19 protein-coding genes are annotated in these 19,370 nt (G+C 66.0%); 9 read left to right on the top strand and 10 right to left on the bottom strand.

Annotation, left to right across the window (positions count from 1 at the left end; translation table 11 throughout):
• Positions 1-8: 8 nt before the first annotated feature.
• From AC3ANU_RS12280 to AC3ANU_RS12255, 6 genes are all read left to right on the top strand, one after another.
• A complete protein-coding gene (locus AC3ANU_RS12280) occupies positions 9-356 on the top strand; it encodes a hypothetical protein (protein ID WP_488314607.1) in 348 nt (115 codons plus the stop codon).
• Between the two features lie 32 nt (positions 357-388).
• Complete coding sequence (gene tatA, locus AC3ANU_RS12275; RefSeq protein WP_018771112.1) at positions 389-661, top strand: Sec-independent protein translocase subunit TatA; 273 nt, start codon at positions 389-391, stop codon at positions 659-661.
• Between the two features lie 48 nt (positions 662-709).
• Positions 710-1,504 carry a twin-arginine translocase subunit TatC gene (gene tatC, locus AC3ANU_RS12270; RefSeq protein WP_018771111.1) on the top strand — a complete coding sequence of 265 codons (795 nt, stop codon included), beginning with the start codon at positions 710-712 and terminating at the stop codon, positions 1,502-1,504.
• 20 nt (positions 1,505-1,524) lie between these two features.
• Positions 1,525-4,449: a DEAD/DEAH box helicase gene (locus AC3ANU_RS12265; protein ID WP_134164730.1), complete on the top strand. Its 2,925-nt coding sequence runs from the start codon at positions 1,525-1,527 to the stop codon at positions 4,447-4,449.
• Between the two features lie 58 nt (positions 4,450-4,507).
• Entirely contained in the window at positions 4,508-6,175 is a 1,668-nt protein-coding gene (locus AC3ANU_RS12260) for an amidohydrolase (protein WP_223991556.1), read from the top strand.
• A gap of 94 nt (positions 6,176-6,269) precedes the next feature.
• Positions 6,270-7,013 carry a polyprenol monophosphomannose synthase gene (locus tag AC3ANU_RS12255; RefSeq protein WP_488314606.1) on the top strand — a complete coding sequence of 248 codons (744 nt, stop codon included), beginning with the start codon at positions 6,270-6,272 and terminating at the stop codon, positions 7,011-7,013.
• A gap of 100 nt (positions 7,014-7,113) precedes the next feature.
• Here AC3ANU_RS12255 and AC3ANU_RS12250 read toward each other — a convergent pair whose 3' ends face one another.
• The 5 genes from AC3ANU_RS12250 to AC3ANU_RS12230 all read right to left on the bottom strand — a co-directional run bounded on the left by AC3ANU_RS12250 (position 7,114) and on the right by AC3ANU_RS12230 (position 10,902).
• Positions 7,114-7,461 carry an RNA polymerase-binding protein RbpA gene (locus AC3ANU_RS12250; protein ID WP_026266052.1) on the bottom strand — a complete coding sequence of 116 codons (348 nt, stop codon included), beginning with the start codon at positions 7,459-7,461 and terminating at the stop codon, positions 7,114-7,116.
• Between the two features lie 243 nt (positions 7,462-7,704).
• Positions 7,705-8,646, bottom strand: a complete 942-nt coding sequence (locus tag AC3ANU_RS12245; RefSeq protein ID WP_018771106.1) for an SPFH domain-containing protein — start codon at positions 8,644-8,646, stop codon at positions 7,705-7,707.
• Between the two features lie 22 nt (positions 8,647-8,668).
• On the bottom strand, positions 8,669-9,142 hold the full coding sequence (locus tag AC3ANU_RS12240; RefSeq protein ID WP_018771105.1) for an NfeD family protein: 474 nt from the start codon (positions 9,140-9,142) through the stop codon (positions 8,669-8,671).
• Positions 9,143-9,271: 129 nt separating this feature from the next.
• Positions 9,272-10,153 carry a putative RNA methyltransferase gene (locus AC3ANU_RS12235; protein WP_488314605.1) on the bottom strand — a complete coding sequence of 294 codons (882 nt, stop codon included), beginning with the start codon at positions 10,151-10,153 and terminating at the stop codon, positions 9,272-9,274.
• A 68-nt stretch (positions 10,154-10,221) separates the two neighbouring features.
• Complete coding sequence (locus tag AC3ANU_RS12230) at positions 10,222-10,902, bottom strand: peptide deformylase (protein WP_018771103.1); 681 nt, start codon at positions 10,900-10,902, stop codon at positions 10,222-10,224.
• Between the two features lie 54 nt (positions 10,903-10,956).
• Between AC3ANU_RS12230 and AC3ANU_RS12225 the strand changes: the two genes are divergently transcribed.
• Entirely contained in the window at positions 10,957-11,370 is a 414-nt protein-coding gene (locus tag AC3ANU_RS12225) for a nuclear transport factor 2 family protein (protein WP_018771102.1), read from the top strand.
• Positions 11,371-11,404: 34 nt separating this feature from the next.
• Here AC3ANU_RS12225 and AC3ANU_RS12220 read toward each other — a convergent pair whose 3' ends face one another.
• From AC3ANU_RS12220 to AC3ANU_RS12205, 4 genes are all read right to left on the bottom strand, one after another.
• Positions 11,405-12,568, bottom strand: a complete 1,164-nt coding sequence (locus tag AC3ANU_RS12220; RefSeq protein WP_134164726.1) for an FAD-dependent oxidoreductase — start codon at positions 12,566-12,568, stop codon at positions 11,405-11,407.
• Between the two features lie 3 nt (positions 12,569-12,571).
• Entirely contained in the window at positions 12,572-13,267 is a 696-nt protein-coding gene (locus AC3ANU_RS12215) for a class I SAM-dependent methyltransferase (RefSeq protein ID WP_488314604.1), read from the bottom strand.
• 14 nt (positions 13,268-13,281) lie between these two features.
• Positions 13,282-14,514, bottom strand: a complete 1,233-nt coding sequence (locus AC3ANU_RS12210) for a type III polyketide synthase (RefSeq protein WP_488314603.1) — start codon at positions 14,512-14,514, stop codon at positions 13,282-13,284.
• Positions 14,515-14,753: 239 nt separating this feature from the next.
• Complete coding sequence (locus AC3ANU_RS12205) at positions 14,754-16,928, bottom strand: S8 family serine peptidase (protein WP_196804785.1); 2,175 nt, start codon at positions 16,926-16,928, stop codon at positions 14,754-14,756.
• A 517-nt stretch (positions 16,929-17,445) separates the two neighbouring features.
• Between AC3ANU_RS12205 and AC3ANU_RS12200 the strand changes: the two genes are divergently transcribed.
• Both AC3ANU_RS12200 and AC3ANU_RS12195 read left to right on the top strand, forming a co-directional pair.
• On the top strand, positions 17,446-17,847 hold the full coding sequence (locus tag AC3ANU_RS12200) for a DUF3054 domain-containing protein (protein ID WP_043425344.1): 402 nt from the start codon (positions 17,446-17,448) through the stop codon (positions 17,845-17,847).
• A gap of 115 nt (positions 17,848-17,962) precedes the next feature.
• Positions 17,963-18,244 (top strand): Lrp/AsnC family transcriptional regulator, encoded by a 282-nt coding sequence (locus AC3ANU_RS12195; RefSeq protein WP_043456257.1) that lies wholly within the window; start codon positions 17,963-17,965, stop codon positions 18,242-18,244.
• A 15-nt stretch (positions 18,245-18,259) separates the two neighbouring features.
• Here AC3ANU_RS12195 and trpD read toward each other — a convergent pair whose 3' ends face one another.
• Entirely contained in the window at positions 18,260-19,315 is a 1,056-nt protein-coding gene (gene trpD, locus AC3ANU_RS12190) for an anthranilate phosphoribosyltransferase (RefSeq protein ID WP_018771095.1), read from the bottom strand.
• Positions 19,316-19,370: the final 55 nt, after the last annotated feature.

Below are 19,370 nucleotides of genomic sequence, written 5' to 3'. Positions count from 1 at the left end.
TTCTCACCATGCCTTGGTGGTCCTGGATTCTCATATGGGTGGCGCTTGTCGCCGTTGCCCTGCTGTTCTATGTCCTGCTGGGCATCCGTCTCTTCCGACAGTTCATGGCCACGGTGAAGGACCTCGCTGCAGCGGGCGAAAAGCTGGGACACCTGAGCCCGGTCGAGGTGGCGGGTGAACCCGCGGATCCGTCCGGGCCCCTGCCGGGTTCTGCCGTTTTTGCCTCGCCCGCCGTCATGCGACATGATTACGAGGCATCCAAATGGGCCCGGCGCGAGGAACGCCGCCGTCGGCGAGTGCAGCGTAAAAAGGACCGGGGCCAGCCGCAGGCGTTCGGAGATCTCGACTTCACATAGAAGTAGGATGTACTTAGAGGAAAGGATTTCCCGTGGGAAGACTCTTTGACGGCCCCTGGCCGATCGTAATCATCATCGTTGTAGCTTTGCTTCTCTTCGCCGCACCCAAGCTTCCGGCCATGGCCCGCAGCCTGGGACAGTCCATGCGGATCATCAAGTCCGAGGTGAAGGAAATGAAGAACGACGGCAAGGCCGACACCACCGACGCAAACGGTCCGGTGGAAGGCACCATCGTGAACCACCCCAAGGCGAAGCCCGGTGAGCCGACAGACGGCACTGACGTTCCGCCGTCGACCCGCGCCTGACCTCCCGTGGCACTGTCGCGGGCCCGTAAAGCCAATCCCGAGGGGCGGATGTCACTTTGGGAGCACCTCAAGGAGCTGAAGAACCGGCTGATCAAGTCGGCCATCGGCGTCGTCATTGGCGGCATTGGGGGCTGGATACTTTACGATCCGCTGCTGAAGGCCTTGGCCGAACCGGTTAACCGCATTTCCGATGAGACCGGCGGCCTTGCCGCCATCAACTTCGGGACCATCGCATCACCGTTCGACTTCAAGCTCCAGATGTCGCTCCTCATTGGCGCCGTCATCTCCAGCCCCATCTGGATCTACCAGCTCTGGGCCTTCATCACCCCGGGGCTGACGTCGAAGGAACGGCGCTACACCCTGGGCTACATGGCTGCTGCCATCCCGCTCTTCCTGGCCGGAATCTGGGTGGGGTGGCTCGTGGTGCCGCAGGTGGTCCACGCGCTGACCCAGTTCACCCCGGCAGGCTCCTCCAGCGTCATCGATGCCCGGACCTACATCGAGTTCGTCACCCGGATGGTGCTCATGCTGGGCCTGGCCTTCCTGGTGCCCGTAGTGCTGGTGGGCGTCAACATGGCCGGGCTCGTGTCCGGCCACACCATCCTCAAGGCCTGGCGCATTACAGTCTTCCTGGTCTTCGTCCTGGCCGCCATTGCCGCGCCGGGCGCGGATGCGATTTCGATGTTCATGCTTGCCGGACCGCTGCTGGCGCTGTTCTTCGCGGCAATCGGCATCTGCATCATGAACGACAAGCGCCGCGACCGCCGCCAGGCCCGGCAGGTCGAGGAAACCGAGGCCACAGCGGACGTCGCAACCCCCAGCAGTGAACTGAAGAAGCTCTAGCCTGCCGTTAGGCTTGGGGTATGTCCTCCACCACCGGACCCTTCTCCGCCGGGCCCATCGATCCTGAAGAAATGTCGCCGGCCGAGAGGTACCGTGCCAGCGCCGAACGCCGGGCCGAGGCCGCCACCTACCTCGGGGCGTTCATCCGGACCCTGGACTTCGAGCTTGACGACTTTCAACGGCAGGCCTGTCTTTCCCTGCAGCAAGGCAAGGGAGTCCTGGTGGCTGCCCCTACCGGTGCCGGGAAGACCATCGTGGGGGAGTTCGCCATCTACCTCGCGCTGCAGCGGGGACTGAAAGCCTTTTACACCACACCCATCAAGGCGCTCAGCAACCAGAAGTTCAGTGAACTCACCGCTAAATATGGTGCGGACAATGTGGGCCTCCTGACCGGCGACACCAGCATCAACGGGGATGCCCAGGTGGTGGTCATGACCACCGAAGTCCTGCGGAACATGCTCTACGCTGATTCGGCCACTCTGGGCGACCTCGGCTACGTGGTCATGGATGAGGTGCACTACCTCGCCGACCGGTTCCGCGGGGCTGTCTGGGAGGAAGTCATCATCCACCTGCCCAGCGAGGTCCAGGTCGCCTCACTGAGTGCAACCGTTTCAAATGCCGAGGAATTCGGGGCCTGGCTGGACACCGTCCGCGGCGACACAGACATCATCGTCTCCGAGCACCGCCCGGTGCCGCTGTGGCAGCACGTCATGGTGGGCCGCCGGATCATGGACCTGTTTGCCGGAGAAACCACCTTCGACGAGATCGCTCCGCCCGTGGAAGAAGACGACCTGCGGCCGGCCGCGTCCGGCACGTCCCACGATGCCGGCAAGGGACGTGGTTTCGACGTCAACCCGGACCTGCTGGCAGTGGCCCAGAGCGAGATGCGGCAGAGCTTCCGCAGCAGGCCCGGCCCCGGCGGAAGGGGCCAGCGCGGCCGGCGCGGAAACGACCGCCCCGCCCGTGGCGGCGAGAACACGGGAGTGCGCCCCGCCAGCCGCCCCCAGGTCATCGCCAGCCTGGACCGGATGGACCTGCTGCCTGCCATCACCTTCATCTTTTCCCGCGCAGGCTGTGAGGCTGCCGTGGCCCAGTGTGTCTCGTCCGGCCTCTGGCTCACCACCGAAACAGAGCAGCGAATCATCGCCCAGCGTGTTGACGAGGCGGGGCAGGACATCCCGGCCGACGACCTTGACGTCCTGGGCTTTTGGACCTGGCGCGACGGATTGCTCCGGGGGTTCGCGGCCCACCATGCCGGAATGCTGCCGACCTTCAAGGAGGTGGTCGAGAAACTCTTTGCCGATGGCCTGGTCAAAGCTGTCTTCGCCACGGAAACCCTCGCGCTGGGCGTCAACATGCCTGCCCGGTCCGTGGTGCTGGAAAAGCTGGACAAGTTCAACGGCGAAGCGCATGTGGACATCACCGCAGGGGAGTACACCCAGCTCACCGGCCGTGCGGGCCGGCGAGGCATCGATGTTGAGGGCCACGCCGTGGTGCTGTGGCAGCCCGGTACAGACCCGACGGCGGTCGCGGGACTGGCATCGCGGCGCACCTACCCGCTGAATTCCAGTTTCCGGCCCACCTACAACATGAGCATCAACCTGCTGGCGCAGTTTGGCCGGGCCAGGGCCCGCGAGATCCTGGAGTCCTCCTTCGCCCAGTTCCAGGCGGACCGCTCCGTGGTGGGCCTGGCCCGCCAGGTGCGCAGCCGCGAGGAATCCCTGGCCGGTTACGCAAAATCGATGACCTGCCACCTGGGTGACTTCACCGAGTATGCGCGGCTGCGCAGGGAACTTTCCGACGCCGAGAACGCCACGTCCCGGACCAAGTCCCGCGTCCGGAAGTCCCTTTGCGACGATTCACTGGCGCGGCTCCTGCCTGGGGACGTGGTCAACGTTCCCGGTGGCCGTGCCCCGGGGCCCGCCGTCGTCCTTAGTTCGGACCACGCCAGCCGCGAGCCGCGCCCGGCCGTGCTGACGCTGGACAACCAGCTGCGCAGGATTGGCGCTGACGACCTCGAGGGTCCCATCGCGCCGGTTACCCGGGTCCGCATCCCCAAGTCCTTCAACGCGAAGGTGCCCAAGTCCCGCAGGGACCTGGCGTCCTCTGTCCGGAACGCGCTTCGAGAGAACCGTCCGCCCGCCCCGGGCCAGAACCGCAACCATGACTTCGGCCGGGCCGCTGCCTTGCCCAACCAGGAAAGGCGCATTGCGGATCTTCGCCGGGCCCTGAAGGCACACCCGTGCCATGGGTGCAGCGAACGCGAAGACCATGCCCGGTGGTCGGAGCGCTGGTGGAAGCTAAGGCGCGAAACGGACGGCCTGGTCCGCCAGATCCAGGGCCGCACCAACACCATTGCCAAAACCTTCGACCGGGTCTGCGACGTCCTGTCCGTCTACGGTTACCTGGAAGACGCGGGAGACGGCCGGCTGAATATCAGCGCGGACGGCCAGCGGCTGCGCAGGATCTACGGCGAGAAGGACCTGTTGATCTCGCAGTCCCTGCGGCTGGGCGCATTCAATGACCTCGACGCCGCCGAAGTTGCCGCGCTGGCCAGCGTACTGGTCTACCAGGCCAAACGCGAGGACCGGGGCCTGAGGCCGCGCATGCCCAGCGTCTCCCTGGAGACCGCCGTCGACACAGTGGTGAAGGAATGGTCCGTCCTTGAGGATGTGGAAGAGGAACACAAGCTCCCCCTGACCGGTGAGCCTGAACTGGGACTTGTCTGGCCGCTGTATAAATGGGCCCGTGGCCGCCATCTGCAGGATGTCCTCAGCGGCACCGATCTTGCCGCGGGCGACTTTGTCCGCTGGGTGAAGCAGGTGGTGGACCTTCTGGACCAGCTTGCCAAGATCCCCGGACTGGACCCTCGGCTGGCACGGCTCTGCGCCGAAGCGATCAACCTCATCCGCCGCGGCGTCGTGGCATATTCTTCCGTCCTTTAGCCCCGATGACACCCGGCCGGCCCACGCCGGCACCCCCACACCCCAGGAGTCTGCCCCCATGCCGCGCCCCGATGCCACTTCCCACTCTGATGCCGCCTCCCGGCCCGCCCCGGTCCTGTACCGCAATGGGTCCGTTTACACCGCGGCGGATCCATTCGCAACGGCCATGCTGGTGGACGGCGGCACCGTTGCCTGGGTTGGATCTGAGCAGGCCGCATCCTCCATCGCAGACAGTTCCATGGAGATCATCGACCTCCGTGGCGCCCTGGTTGCACCCGGCTTCGTCGATTCGCACATCCATCTGACGGAAACCGGGATCGCCCTGGAATCGCTGCAACTGGGCACGGCCACGTCGGCACGCGCGCTGCTGGACGCCGTCGCCGCGGCTGGAGGGGAAGGGCCGGTGCTCGGCCACGGCTGGGACGAAACCAGGTGGGCGGACTCCGCCCTGCCCAGTGCCGAGGAACTGGAGCGGGCGTCAGGGGGCCGCCCGGTCTACCTTTCCCGGGTTGATGTGCACTCGGCCCTGGTTTCGACGTCCCTTGTACAGTCCGCGGACCTTCGCGGCAAGGACGGGTACGACGGCGGCGCCCGGGTCACGCGGGCAGCCCACGACGCAGCGCGGCTGGCAACCCGGCAGCTGCCCCAGGACGTGCTGAAGCGGCACCAGGCCCGTGCCCTGGCGGAGGCTGCGGCGAACGGGTACGTTGCGCTGGCCGAAATGGGCGCACCGCACATCGGCGGGCCTGAGGACCTGAGGCTGGCCGCAGGATGGAACGACGCCGACAAGGACGCGGCGCGCTTTCCTGAGGTGCTGCCGTACTGGGGGGAGCTGGTTTCGTCCGAGGCGCAGGCCCGGACCCTTGTGGAGCAGCTTGGTTGCGGCGTCCGCGGACTGGCGGGGGATTTGAACATCGACGGGTCGCTGGGTTCCAGGACCGCCGCCCTGCGCGCCGGCTACAGCGATGCCGGGCAGGAACGCGGCAGCCTGTACCTCAGCGTCGAGCAGGCGGCTGCCCACCTTGCCGCCTGCTCCCTTGCCGGGATCCAGGGCGGTTTCCATGTGATTGGCGACGCCGGGCTGGACGCCGCGCTGGAGGCGCTGGACGTGGCGGCCAAGGAAGTCGGGGAGCAGCGGGTGCGGGCGGCGGGCCACCGCTTCGAGCACGTGGAGATGGCTGATGCCGCGGCCGTGGCAAGGCTGGCGCACTACTCGGTGACCGTCAGCGCCCAACCGTCCTTCGACGCAGCGTGGGGCGGAGCCGGGGGCCTCTATGAGCAGAGGCTGGGGGAGCGGAGCCGGTCGATGAACCCTTTCGCTGCCTTCTATTCAGCCGGGGTTCCTGTCTGTTTCGGCAGCGACAGCCCGGTCACGCCCCTCCGGCCCTGGTCCAGCGTGCGTGCCTGTGTGGAACACCACAACGTGGACCAGCGCATTTCCGCGCGCGCAGCGTTCCTGGGGCACACCCGTGCGGGCTGGAGGGCCGCACGGCACGCCAACCCCATGGCCGGGCAACTGGTTCCCGGCGCACCGGCCAGTTTCGCCGTCTGGGAGGTGGAGGAGCTGATGGTCCAGGTGGCTGACGGCAGGGTGCAGTCATGGAGCACCGATCCGCGGGCCAGGACCCCACTGCTGCCCGCACTGGACACAGGCTCCGACCCGGTATGCCTGCAGACCGTGAAAGACGGTGCCGAACTCTACGCCAGCCCGGCCCTGCGTTCCTGACCCATAATCCTCCGCCCTATAATGGGGAGTTGCGCCCGCCGCCGGCCAGCCCGGCATCAGGTGCTCCGACCACTTCCACCAGGAAAGGCCCTTCGTGCGCGTCCTTACGATCATTCCCACCTACAACGAACTGGAATCGCTGCCCAAGACGCTCCAGCGCCTTCGGACGGCCGTTCCGGCGTCGGACGTGCTGGTGGTTGATGACAACAGCCCTGACGGCACCGGCCAGCTTGCCGACGGCTTCGCCGCCGAGGACTCCCAGGTCAACGTCCTGCACCGCAAGGGCAAGGAAGGCCTGGGCGCCGCCTACATCGCCGGTTTTCGGTGGGGCCTGGACGCCGGATACGACGTCCTGGTGGAAATGGACGCCGACGGCTCACACCAGCCCGAACAGCTTCCCCAGCTGTTGGAAGCCGTGGACAAGGGCGCGGACCTGGCCATGGGCTCGCGCTGGGTTCCCGGCGGCAGCGTGGTCAACTGGCCGCTGTACCGCCAGGCGATCTCCCGGGTGGGCAGCACCTACGCCCGGCTGATGCTGGGGCTGCGGATCAAGGACGTCACCGGCGGCTACCGCGCCTTCCGCAGGACCACCCTGGAAAAGCTCAACCTGGACCAGGTGGATTCCGTGGGCTACGGCTTCCAGGTGGACCTGGCGTGGCGCGTGGCCAAACTGGGCCTGCGCATCGAGGAGCGCCCCATCACCTTCGTTGAGCGCGAACTGGGCGCCTCCAAGATGAGCGGCAACATCGTCATCGAAGCGATGGTCAACGTCACCCGGTGGGGACTGGCCGCCCGCTGGAACACCTTGACCGGCAGGCTGAAGAACAAGCAGCCTTAGCTTTTCCCTGGGCCGCCCTCCGCGGCCTTCTGAGGACACAGGAAAAAGGGGGCGGCCCCGCACCAAAGTGCGGGGCCGCCCCCTTCTTTTGCGGCTGGCCTTATGCCGAGCGGCGCTCTCCGCGGCGCTCCCGCAGGATGGTCAGGCGGTCCTCGAGGATCTGTTCAAGTTCAGGAAGCGAGCGGCGTTCCAGCAGCATGTCCCAGTGCGTGCGGACTGCCTTGTCATTGCTGGTGTCCGGCTTTTCGCCGTCAACCAGGAGCGCTTCCTTGCCGGTCTTGGAGACCCACACCGGAGGAATTTCCGCCTCGGAGGAGAACGTGACGAAAACCTGCTCGCCATCTGCGCAACGGTATTCGACCCGCTGGCGCGGAGCCGGCTCAACTCCGGACTCGGTCTCCATGCTCTGCGCACCAAGGCGCATGCCCCGCAGGCTGCGATCGCTCATGATTTCTCCCTCTGGTCGGTTCGCGGATGAAATCTCCGCGTTAGCCGGTGGCGACGTTGCGCCGCCGGACTAGTGTGTGCACTGTGCTGCATCATAAGATTCAACGCATTGCGAAGCTTGGTTGTTCCAGCTGGTCTTCTCCTGCCGGACAAATACCCAATTATACGGGCTTTAACACGTCTGCACCAAAACAGGGAGGGTTCGGCGGCTAGCCACCGAACCCTCCCTGTCTTGGTCAAGAGCCTAGGGCTGCGTGCGCTCGATGGGCGCCTCGTCGAAAAGTCCGCCGGCAGGCTCCGCGCTGGTGCCGCCAAGGGCGTTGCCGATTCCCTTCAGGGCTTCCCCAACTTCACTCGGGATGATCCAGAGCTTGTTGGCCGAGCCCTCAGCCAACTTGGGCAGCGTCTGGAGGTACTGGTAGGCCAGCAGTTTCTGGTCCGGGTTTCCCTTGTGGATGGCGTCGAAGACCTTCTGGATGGCCTGCGCCTCCCCGTCCGCACGGAGGATGGCGGCCTTGGCTTCGCCTTCCGCGGCGAGGATGGACGCCTGCCGCTGGCCCTCCGCGGTGAGGATGGCTGACTGCTTGGTCCCCTCCGCGGTGAGGATGGCAGCGCGCCGGTCGCGTTCGGCCCGCATCTGCTTCTCCATGGAGTCCTGGATGGAGTGGGGCGGATCGATGGCCTTCAGTTCCACCCGCGAGACGCGGATTCCCCAGCGGCCCGTGGCCTCATCGAGGACTCCCCGAAGCTGTCCGTTGATCTGGTCGCGGGAGGTCAGGGCCTCCTCCAGGTTCAGTCCACCCACCACATTGCGGAGGGTGGTGGTGGTGAGCTGCTCCACGGCCTGGATGTAGTTGGCGATTTCATACGTGGCTGCGCGGGGATCGGTGACCTGGAAGTAGACCACCGTATCGATGGAGACCACCAGGTTGTCTTCGGTGATGACCGGCTGCGGCGGAAAGGACACCACCTGTTCCCGCAGGTCCAGCAGCGGCAGCAGCCGGTCCACGAACGGGATGAGGATCGTCAGCCCGGGGTTAAGCGTGCGCTGGTACTTCCCGAGCCGTTCCACGACGCCGGCACGGGCCTGCGGAATAATCCGGACGGACCGGACCAAAACTATGATGACAAAGACGATCAGAACCACCAGCACAATGGCCAGTGCGGTTCCGCCTGCGTTTTCCATACAACTCCTTGTTCCCCAATTGTCAGGCTGTATCCGGACCGGCAGCCGCCGGCGGCGGTGCCGAAACTACTGCTGTGGCGCCGTCGATGGCCGCCACCACCACTTTCTGGCCAGCGGGAAGGATTCCCGCCGCGGAGCGCGCACTCCAAATATCGCCGCCGATTTTCACCAGTCCGCCGTCGGCGGTCACGGCCTCCATCACGACGGCCGGTTCACCGATCAGCCGGTCCACGTTGGTCCGCTGTTCGGCCGGCCCCTTCTTGAGATGCGAAAGGGCTACCGGCCGGACGAAGGCGACCATGAGCAGGGACACCACGCAGAAGACCACCACCTGGAGCCAGGGCTCTGCACCGGCGAAATCGGCAACCAGTGCGGCAAGGGATCCGCCGCCGAGCATGATGAAAAACAGGTCAAGGGTGATCATCTCGATCACCGCAAACGCCAGGAAAGCCGTGAGCCACAATGCCCACCAGTTTTCGCCAAGCCACTCGAACATCCCTGTTTCCCCCTTCGCCACGGGGGAGCCGCACGCGCGGACCCGCCAGTAACTGTCTTTTCATCGTAGTCCGCGGACTTACCGTGTGGGCCGGTTCATACCGGCCGCAGGGGGATAGTGGCCAAGTCGTTACGGGGCGCCGTGGGTCCTGGGCCTGAACACCAGGAGCCTGAACTTTGCGTCGGCTGTCACCGGCTCCGGGGAGTGTTCCAGCCGCGCAGCGATCTGCCCCAGGTCCAGGTGGTGGCCGGCCGGGCCCATGAACGCCAGGTCCGCGGCGGCGGCCCGGCCCAGCGCCAGCGGGATGTCGACGTCGACGCTGCTGGCCGGCTCGAAATGCCCCGCCATCGCCCCGGCCAGGCGCTCATCCTTGCCCTCCTCAATGCCAAGCATCCCGGTGAGGGCGGCGATGTCCCAAAGGTGCCCGCTCCGTGGCGTCACCACCACCAGCACGCCGGTGGGTCGAAGGACCCGGGCAAACTCAGCCGGGTTCCGCGGAGCGAAGACCACGGTGACCGCATCCACCGAGTTTGCTGCTACCGGCAGCGGCTGCCAGATGTCCCAGACCAGGTTCACGGCCTCGGGATTGAGCCGGGCAGCGCGGCGAAGGGCAAATTTGGAAATGTCCAGGCCGACGGCGGACGCGTGCCGCCCGCTGGCCGCCGCCGTGTCGAGGATCTCCCGCAGATAGTGCCCGGTCCCTGTCCCCGAGTCCAGAACCACGGCACCTTCCTGCGGCAGGTTGGGCACGACGGCGGAGGCCACCGCCCGCGCCAGCGGCAGGTAGTGGCCGTTCCCCAGGAAGTTGAAGCGCGACGCCACCATGGCGGCACTGTCCGGTTCGAAGGGCGTGCCCTTGCCCACCAGGAGGTTGAAGTAGCCCTGCCGGGCGGCGTCGAAGCTGTGGCCGTTCGGGCACACCAGGCGGGGCTGGCGCGCGGCCGTTGCCTCCAGGTGTTCCAGCGGATGTGAGCAGACGGGGCACAGGAGGTGGAGATCCGCGGCAGGCATGGGAACCATCTTAGGACGGGCCGCCCTGCGCCCCTGCCGTTCGTCACTGCCCCGGGTGACGGCGAAGGTCAGCCGAGCGATATGCCTGCCGGCCCGTCGTCGAAACCCAGCCCTTCCCGCGCCTTGCTGACGCCGGGTTCAGCCCAGTGCGCCGCATACTCGGCGTTGCTGCTCAGGGACCGGAGTTGGGCACGGTCTATGTACAGGATGCCGTTGAGGTGGTCCGTCTCATGCTGGACGATGCGCGCCTGCCACCCGGAAAATGTCCGCCGCTCCGCCGCGCCGTCGGGCGTCTGGTACTCCAGGACCACGGTGTCGGGCCGCGCCACCACCGCCTGGAGCCCGTTGAGGGAAAGGCACCCCTCATAGAACGACGCCAGTCCCGTCCCCGCCGCCGTGTACCGGGGGTTGAGGATGGCCAGGAACTCCAGCGGGCTCCGGTTCCGCAGTGCCGCGGCGTCGGGATCGACGTCGAACTGGTCCTCCAGGACGGCGAGCTGCAGGGGGATGCCCAGCTGAGGGGCAGCGAGGCCCACCCCCGGGGCCTCGTGCATGACCTCGCGCATGACCCCGATAAGGCGGGCCAACTGGCCGGCGGACAGCTGGCCGTCGAAGGCGGCGGCACGCTGGCGCAGGGCGGGGTGGCCGGCCTGGACGATGGGCGGGAGGGACCCGGCGGACAGGATCCGCTCAACAATCTCACGGATGTCGTCGGCGCCGGCGGTTGTTGGGGGAACAGTCTGGGTCATGGGGACAGCCTACTGGCGGAGCGGCTCAGGACCCTTTGGACTAGGGTCTACTGCATGGCTGATGATTCTTTCCCGCAGGCATCCCCGCTGGAGCACGTCCTGGAATTCATCCGGGTCCTTGAAGCCGGCGGCGGTGCGGAGGACATCCGGCCGTTCCTGTCGGAATCATTCCTGTTGACTGAGGCTCCGCACCTTTTGGCCCCGGAAGGGTCCACCCGCCCGCTGGCGGGAGTGCTTGCCGGTGCGGACCAAAGCCGCGATGTGGTGAAGGACCAGCAGTTCACGGTCCGGCGGACCACCTGTGAGGGAAGCCGGGTGGTGGTGGAAGCCGACTGGTCGGCCACCGTGCTGATGGATCTGCCCTACTGGGACCGTGGCGAGACGATCCGGGCCAGGACATCGTCGGTGTTTGAGGTGCGCAACGGCGTCATCGTCAGCCAGGACAGTTACGACTGCTATTTCCGGTAGCCCTGCAGCCGCTGGTTCCTGCCGGTTCACCTGGTTACTGCATGGTGAAGCGCCGGGCGGCCCACTGGTTCACGGCAGGCACGGCGGCGGCCGCGCCAATGGCGGCAGTGCGGACACGAAGGAGCGGCCCGGGCAGCGGCCTTCCAAGCATCATGTTGATTTCGGCTTGCCGCCGAGCCACGGCCGCAGCCCGGCGCCGGCTTGCCTCAAATTCGCGAAGCCGCCTTCCCGTTGGTTCGCCACCCAGTGCGGCGCAGATCACGGGCACCAGCGCCCTGGCATCCAGCCAGCCCAGGTTCATGCCCTGCCCGCCGATGGGGCTGATCTGGTGGGCGGCATCCCCCACCAGGACGGAGCGGCCGGCCACCATGCGCCGGGCAATCGTGGATTGGACGCTGAACGCGCTCAGCATGGAGTTGGTGTCCGGCTCAGGACGGAACCCGGTCCGGCGTTGCACCAGTTCCGCCAGCTCATCCGGTCCCGTGCCCGGTTCGGCGGGTCGTCCAAGCCGCACCACCCAGCGGCGCACCCGGCCGGGCAGCGGGAAGGACTCGACGATTCCTTCCGGCTCAAGAAACAGGACGGCTTTCTCCCCGTACCCGCTGCCGTCGTCGAAATCCCCCATGAGGTAGTGGTCGGGATAGGACTTTCGGTCCACAGGGACGCCCAGCGCGCCCCTGATCCGGGACCGGGCGCCGTCTGCCGCGACCAGCAAGGCGGCGGTGGCGCTGCCGTTGTGGTTGCCACGCCGGTTCGCGGCATCCGGGCTGGACTGGACCGCGATGGTGACCTTGCCGCCGTCGTTCCTGGCTTCGGTGACGTTGGCACCCCGGACCAGCGCCGCGGGGTCCAGGGTGCGTACGCGGTCCTCCAGGAGTTCCTCTGTCCTGAACTGTGGCAGTGCCAGGACGAAGGGGTAGTTTTCCGAGACGGCGCCGAACGCCATGGTTCCCACTGTCTTCCCGCCGCTGACCGCCATGCCGGCCCTGATCCGGATGCCGTCCTGGACCATGCTGGACGCAACGTGGATCCCGGCGAGTGCCTCCAGGGCCGGAGGGTGGATGCCGATGGCGCGGGTATGCCGGTTGCGGGACTGCCGCTGCTCAAAAACCCTTACCGATACGCCTTCCTGCAGCAACGCGGCAGCCAGGTACAGGCCAACAGGACCGCCGCCGGCGATCAGGACATCGGCGTCCAATTGTCAGCCCCGCCGGTAGGCGAGGAGCTGGTGGAAGGCTGATGAGCGCTCCACGGACCAGCCCGGGGGAGCGGAGGCCGCCAACTCGACCGGCCTGTAGCTCCGGCGGATGGAGGTGAGGCCGTCTTCCCGGATGAAGGACTGCCGGAACGGCAGGGCGGCCACACTGAAAAGGACAAAGGCGGCAGGACTGCGGATCAGGTCGTTGTGCAACGCCTTTCCGGCGGCCAGGATCTCCGAATCCGCCAGCAGTTGCAGGAGTTCCTCCGGGCCAAGATGGTGCAGGACGTGATTGGAGATGACGACGTCGAACCGGGCACCCTCGCTGACCAGCTCGCCGCTGTGCGCCTTGCGGAATTCCACGCCGGCCACGGACGGGCGTTGCTGGGCGAACCGGGCCGCACGGGGATCAGGATCGATGCCCGTGATATGCACCGCTTTGCCGTCTTTGGCCGCCCAGCGGGCCAGCATCACGGCCAGGTCGCCGCCGCCGGAGCCGATGTCCAGCACCGTCAGCGGGCGCTGGTCGGGAGGGGCCATGCTCCTGAGTTCCCTGGCATACAGTTTCCGCCAGCCGGACAGCACCCGGTTGATGACGGCGAACTGCCGGTACGTGTTGTCCAGGAGACGGGCATCGCAGTCCGGCCTGTCCATCTGCTCCACGTCCGTGATGGCTCGTCGGCGCAGGAGGATCCCCATTCCGCGGACCGCTCTCAGGCCACGGGCGCTTCGGCCGGCGTCCGGCTTTGGAGCTGGCCCAGGGCATCCTCTGCCGCGCTGCCCTCCCACCCCGGAGCGCCGCCTGTTGCCTGCCGAATCTTGGTGAACAGGCCGGTTTCCACGGTCAATCCCGGGCCAAACGCCATGGAACAGATCCGCTCTTCCGCGGCGAGCCCTTCCCGGAGTGGTTGTTCAAGGATGTGCTTGAGGACGAAGAGCACCGTGGCGCTGCTCATGTTGCCGTAGTTGCGCAAGGTTTCCCGTGCGGGGATCAGCTGGGTGTCGCTGAGGCCGAGCCTGGACTGCACCTTGTCCAGGATGCTCCGGCCGCCGGGGTGGATAGCCCAGTGGGGGATTGCCGTGTAGGGGAGTGGCGCCAGTTCCGGCTCCCTGGCCAGAAGGGGCTGCAGCGCGCCCACTATGTGGTCATCGATGATGTGGGGCACGTAGTTGCCCAGGACCATTTCAAAACCGTTGTCACCGATGTTCCAGGCCATGGAATCCTCACCCACCGGTGTCAGCACCGTCTCGAAGTGGTCCAGCTTCATCAGTGCGGTGTCCGCCATGCCTGGGCGCGCCGTCACGACGGCGGCGGCGGCACCATCGGCGAACAGGGCCGAGCCCATGATGGTGTCCGGGTCGTTGGAGGTGCGTACGTGGAGCGAGCACAGTTCAGCGCAGACAACCAGGACCACCGCATTCGGGTCAGCCTCGCAAAACAGTTTCGCGGCACGCAGGGCAGGAAAGGCGGCGTAGCAGCCCATGAAGCCGAGGTGGTAACGCTGGACTGCGGGATTAAGGCCGAGTTCACGGACCACCTTGTAGTCGGGGCCCGGATTGAAGAAGCCGGTGCAGGAGACCGTCACAAGATGAGTTATGTCAAGTAAATCGACTTCCGGGGCGGCCTGCAGGGCAGCCCGCGAGGCCGCCACAAACAGCTTGGTGGCCTCGCGGGCGAAGATATCGTTGCGGACTTTGGTGCTGGGGTTCAGCAGGAGCCCGGTTTCCTGGTCGTAGAACTGCGGATCTTCGGCGCGGGACGTGTTGGTGAGTTCCTGGACGGCGGTAAACCTCGTCTCGATGGCAGCACCGTCAAAACAGGTGTTCACCAGTCGCGAGCCTAAGCGCGACAAGCCAGGCTGCGCGGCAAATACGTCACGGGCCTCGGACTGGATGAGCTTTGTCTCCGGAACTGCAGTTTCAAGTGAACGTACGTAGACCGTCATTGGTTCATTCTTGACGGGCGCCGGAATAAAGACAATGGGACCGCCGGTTTGACCAGCGCTTTTACGCAGGTGTTCGTGCTGGCTGGTTGGCTTGGTGCGCCCCGCTCCGGAGCAGTCCCAAAGCGCCGATAATCTACATTATGTCAACTAGCTCTTTGGGAGCGCTGCCCTGCTCGCCGATGCCTTCGCAACGGACCAGGCCGCATTCGCCGGGACAGTACAGCATGCGGCCGGCTGGGTCAGGAGATGTAGGAACCGCCTGGGCTCCAATGGATGACGCCGCCCTGGTAGTTTTGCGCGACGCCACCGTCGTTGCCCGTGGAGTACTCGTCACTTGTCGGGTAGCCGAGGCGCCCTGATTCGTACCCTGTTGAGGCCCAGATGGAGCGAATGCCGCCTACGGACATATGCGCTCCGGTGGCTGGGGACCAGACGATGGCACCGCCCTGGTAGTTCTGGTAGACACCCCCGTCGCGCAGCCCGCCCACTTCGTTTGATACCGGGTAGCCGAGCTTGCCGCCCTCAAATCCCGACACCGCCCATTCGCGACGGATGGCGCCAACAGAGATATGCGCTCCGGTGGCTGGGGACCAGACGATGGCGCCGCCCTGGTAGTTCTGGTAGGCACCTCCGTCCCGGAGCCCGCCAACTTCATCGGTCACCGGGTAGCCGAGGCCACCATTCTCAAATCCTGTCTCCGCCCACAGGCCGCGGATCGCCCCCACGGAAATGTGGGCCCCCGTCGCCGGTGACCAGACGATGGCGCCGCCCTGGTAGTTCTGGTAGGCACCTCCATCCCGGAGCCCGCCAACTTCATCGGTCACCGGGTAGCCGAGGCCACCAGCCTCAAATCCTGTCTCCGCCCACAGGCCTCGAATCGCGCCGGTGGAGACGTGAGCCCCGGACGCCGGCGAATAAAGGATGCAACCGTGCTCGAAACACTGGTACCCGCCGTTATCTCTGAGCCCATAGATCTCTCCCGTAGTGGCAGCTCCTAAGGCCCCGTTCAGGGACGCTGCCTTTACGGCAATCGGAGTCTGCGGGGCCGGAAACGCGACGGCCGCCAAGGCATCAATCAAGCCGGCGCCGCAGCCTCCTGGGCAGGTTCCCGGAAGGGGCCTGGCCGTTGCCTTCAGCTTCGCCTCGATCCGGGCTGGCGTCAGGGAGGGATCAGCGGCTTTCATCAGTGCGCCGACGGAGGCCGCCATCGGCGTCGCCATCGACGTTCCCATCAGGTAGCCGTACGCTTCTGCGCCTGGAGTGGTTGTTCCGGCGTTGTAGGTGGACAGGATGCCGGCACCTGTGTCGCCTCCCGGGGCCATGACGTCGACGGCGGCACCGAAGTTCGAGTACGAGGCTTTGGATCCGGACTGGTTGGTGGCACCGACCGTAATGACGTTGCTGCAGTTTGCCGGCGCATTGTTTTCGGCGAGCTGGCTTTCGTTGCCGGCAGCCACGAATACGGATGAGCCGCGGCTGACCGCCCCGTCAATGGCGGCCTGCAGGGTGGAAGGGCAGGCAGCCGCTCCCCCGACGCTCAGATTGATGGTTTTCGCCGGGTTAGCATTGGCGGGCACGCCGGAGACTGCTCCTCCGGAAGCCCACGTAATGCTGTCCGACACGTCCGAGAGGTAGCCGCTGCCGCAGTCACCAAGCGCGCGGACCGGCTCGATCTTCACGCCCGGAGCGGCGCCGCTGACTCCTTCACTGTTATTGGCGACAGCGGCGATAATCCCGGCGACATGGGTTCCGTGCCAGGAAGAATGGGCGGATGAGGTGGAACCGCAAGTTCCGGAGGTCCGGTAGTCCCCCGGGTCGGAGGCGTCCGGATCCCTGCCGTCGCCGTCACTTGAAACGGTTGGGTCGGCGATCATGTCGTAGCCTGCCATGACGTTCGCGTTGAGATCGCTGTGGGCGGTTATGCCGGTGTCGATCACCGCGACGATCTGGCCCGTACCCGTGGTTTTGTCCCAGACAGACGGAACCCTGATGCCGACGCCAGGGTCAGACAGAGCCCACTGCAAGGAGTAGTAAGTGTCGTTGGGGGTGTACGACGGATGCATGAGAATGTCAGGCTCCACGGATTCGACTTTGTCGTCCGCAGCGATGCTCTCCAGCACGCGCCTGGACTCCCCGGCATTGAGCCTGTGGCTTGTCTTGACCACCTTGGCGTCGCTGGCCGTGGTCTTGATCTCCCGCACGCCGATGGAGGCATGCCCGGCAGCCCTGGAATAGGTCTCGTCCCGCTCCGCGGCGCTGCCGGCCGCTGAGGGTTTGAACTTTACGATGAACTGGTCGGTGGGAGCTGGGGCATCCGGCAATTTCTCTGCGGCTGAAGGCCCGGGCAAGACGGGTTTGTCTGCGGCGTTTGCGGCTGGTGCGGTGGCTACGCCGGCGATCGTGGCTACCAACACCACCCCCATAGTCCGTAAGTACGTGTATCCCTTCGTCACACCAGTCTTCATGCTCAGATTCACTCCCCTTGGCCTACGGTTCCACGGTGAGCTTACTAAGGCTTGGTGAACTCAGGGACCCCACCATCATCCAGCCCCAGGGGAGGCTGACCGGTGGGCTGCTGACGCCGGGACAGCTGCCGGTGATCCGGACGGGGTCAAGGCAACCGCAAGGTCCTGCCTTGCCGGCATGCTAACGGCGGCGCTGCATTGAGGCCCCAACGACCGCGCCGATTCCCAACCCAAGCGCACAGCCCCAAAAAGGAGTATGGAACACCGCCAAACCCACACTGATCCCGACGGCGGCACCAACCAGGCTGCAAATCCACAAAGCTTTATTCACACATGTCTCCAGTACAGCGGGACTGACCTCTGCTCCTGCTGAGACCATACTGCATGCCGATTCCGCCTCCGCTCCCCCGCTCCATGTGAGGTCCTGGGTCAAGCTCGAGGAGGCGTGACGGCTAAGCTCGAAACCATGAGTTCCTTGAAAACGAAGGCGGCAGCTACAACGTCCGGAAAAACGGTGCTGGCAGCGGCGGCTGCCGATGTCGTGCTGATCCTTGCGTTCGCCGCCATCGGCCGCGACGCGCACCACCGCGAGGAGCCCATCCTGGGTGTGCTGCTGACTGCATGGCCCTTCCTTGCCGGCGCGGCAGCGGGATGGGTCGTTTCCCGCGCCTGGCGCAGCCCTTTGTCTGCCCTCCGGGCGGGTGTTCCGGTCTGGCTCGGCAGCCTCATCGGCGGCATGCTTTTGCGCGCGCTGACCGCACAGACGGTTGTCCTCCCTTTCGTCATCGTTGCCACACTGGCCCTCGCAACGTTCCTCGTGGGCTACCGGCTCCTGGCTGCCGGTGCCGCGCGTCTCCGCCGCCGATAGGGGCTCTCCGCCCGAAGGGCGGGCTGCCGGGAAAAGGACGCCCGTGTAATAGGCTGGCAGTAGAGAGAAACCTGCCGTGACTTGCTGCGGCGGAACTGATCGAAGGGGTACAAACGTGGTCACCGCATTTGTTCTGATCAAGACTGACGCCGCCCGCATTCCCGAGACTGCGGAGGAAATCTCAGCCATCGAAGGCATCAGTGAGGTGTACTCCGTCACTGGAGAATGGGATCTGATTGCGGTGGCGCGCGTCCACCGGCACGAGGACCTGGCTGATGTTATCGCCGACCGGCTCTCCAAGGTTCCTGCAGTGGTCCACACCACCACGCACATCGCATTCCGGGCGTACTCACAGCACGATCTCGACGCTGCCTTTTCCCTGGGCTTCGAGCAGTAACCCGCCAAGCCGTCCTCAGGCGCGGGACAGGGACACCCAACGGTCCAGGACGGCTGCAGCGGCGCCGGAATCTATCGATTGCGCAGCCCGCGCGTAGGCCTTCTGCATCCTCGCCAGGAACGGGCCTTCCGCTTCACGGTCGAAGGCAACCAGGCCTGCCGCCGCATTCACCAGGACCGCGTCCCGGGCAGGACCCTCCTTGCCGGCAAGCACGTCACGGACAACTCCTGCGTTTGCCACTGCATCACCGCCGCGAAGCTGCTCAACGGTGGCCAGGCTGATGCCAAGGTCCTCCGGGGAGAAGAACAGTTCAGTGACGCCCCCGCCGCGGATCTCCCACACGGTGGACGGGCCGGTGGTGGTGAGTTCGTCCAGGCCGTCGTTGCCCCGGAACACCAGCCCCCTGCTCCCCCGCCGGGCCAGGACGCCTGCAACGAGCGGCGCCATCCGCGCATTGGCCACGCCGACGGCCGACGCCTGCACCTTGGCAGGGTTGGTCAGCGGTCCCAGGAAGTTGAATGCGGTAGGTATTGCCAATTCGCGCCGGGGTACCGCGGTATGGCGGAATGACGGGTGGAACACCTGCGCGAAACAGAATGTGATACCCGCCTCTTCGGCGTTCCGGGCCACCTGCGCAATGGACAGGTCGAGCCGGACGCCGAGCGCTTCGAGCACGTCAGCGGATCCCGACGACGACGACGCGGCCCGGTTGCCGTGCTTCACCACCTTTGCGCCGGCCCCGGCGGCCACAAGCGCGGCCATGGTGGAGATGTTGACGGTGTTAAGTTGGTCACCACCGGTGCCGACGATATCCAGCTTCTCGCCGGAAATTTCCACCGGGTTGGCATGCGCCAGCATCGCCTCAACCAGGCCGGAAAGCTCATCCACGGTTTCGCCCTTGGCGCTGAGGGCCACCAGGAATCCGGCGATCTGGGCCGGCGTGGCTTCGCCGGACATGATGGTGTCCATGGCCCAGGACGTGTTCTCCGCCGTAAGGTCATTGCCCTTGATCAGTGCCGAGATCAGCCGGGGCCAGGTGTTGCCGGACGCTGCAGATGCCTGTGAAGTCACCTGCTGATGCTATCGAGCGATGGCAGGCACTGACCAATGTGAACGGTGCCGGGAA

Source organism: Arthrobacter sp. SDR-2R (assembly GCF_057747955.1).
This window is presented reverse-complemented; position numbering and strand designations above follow the sequence as displayed.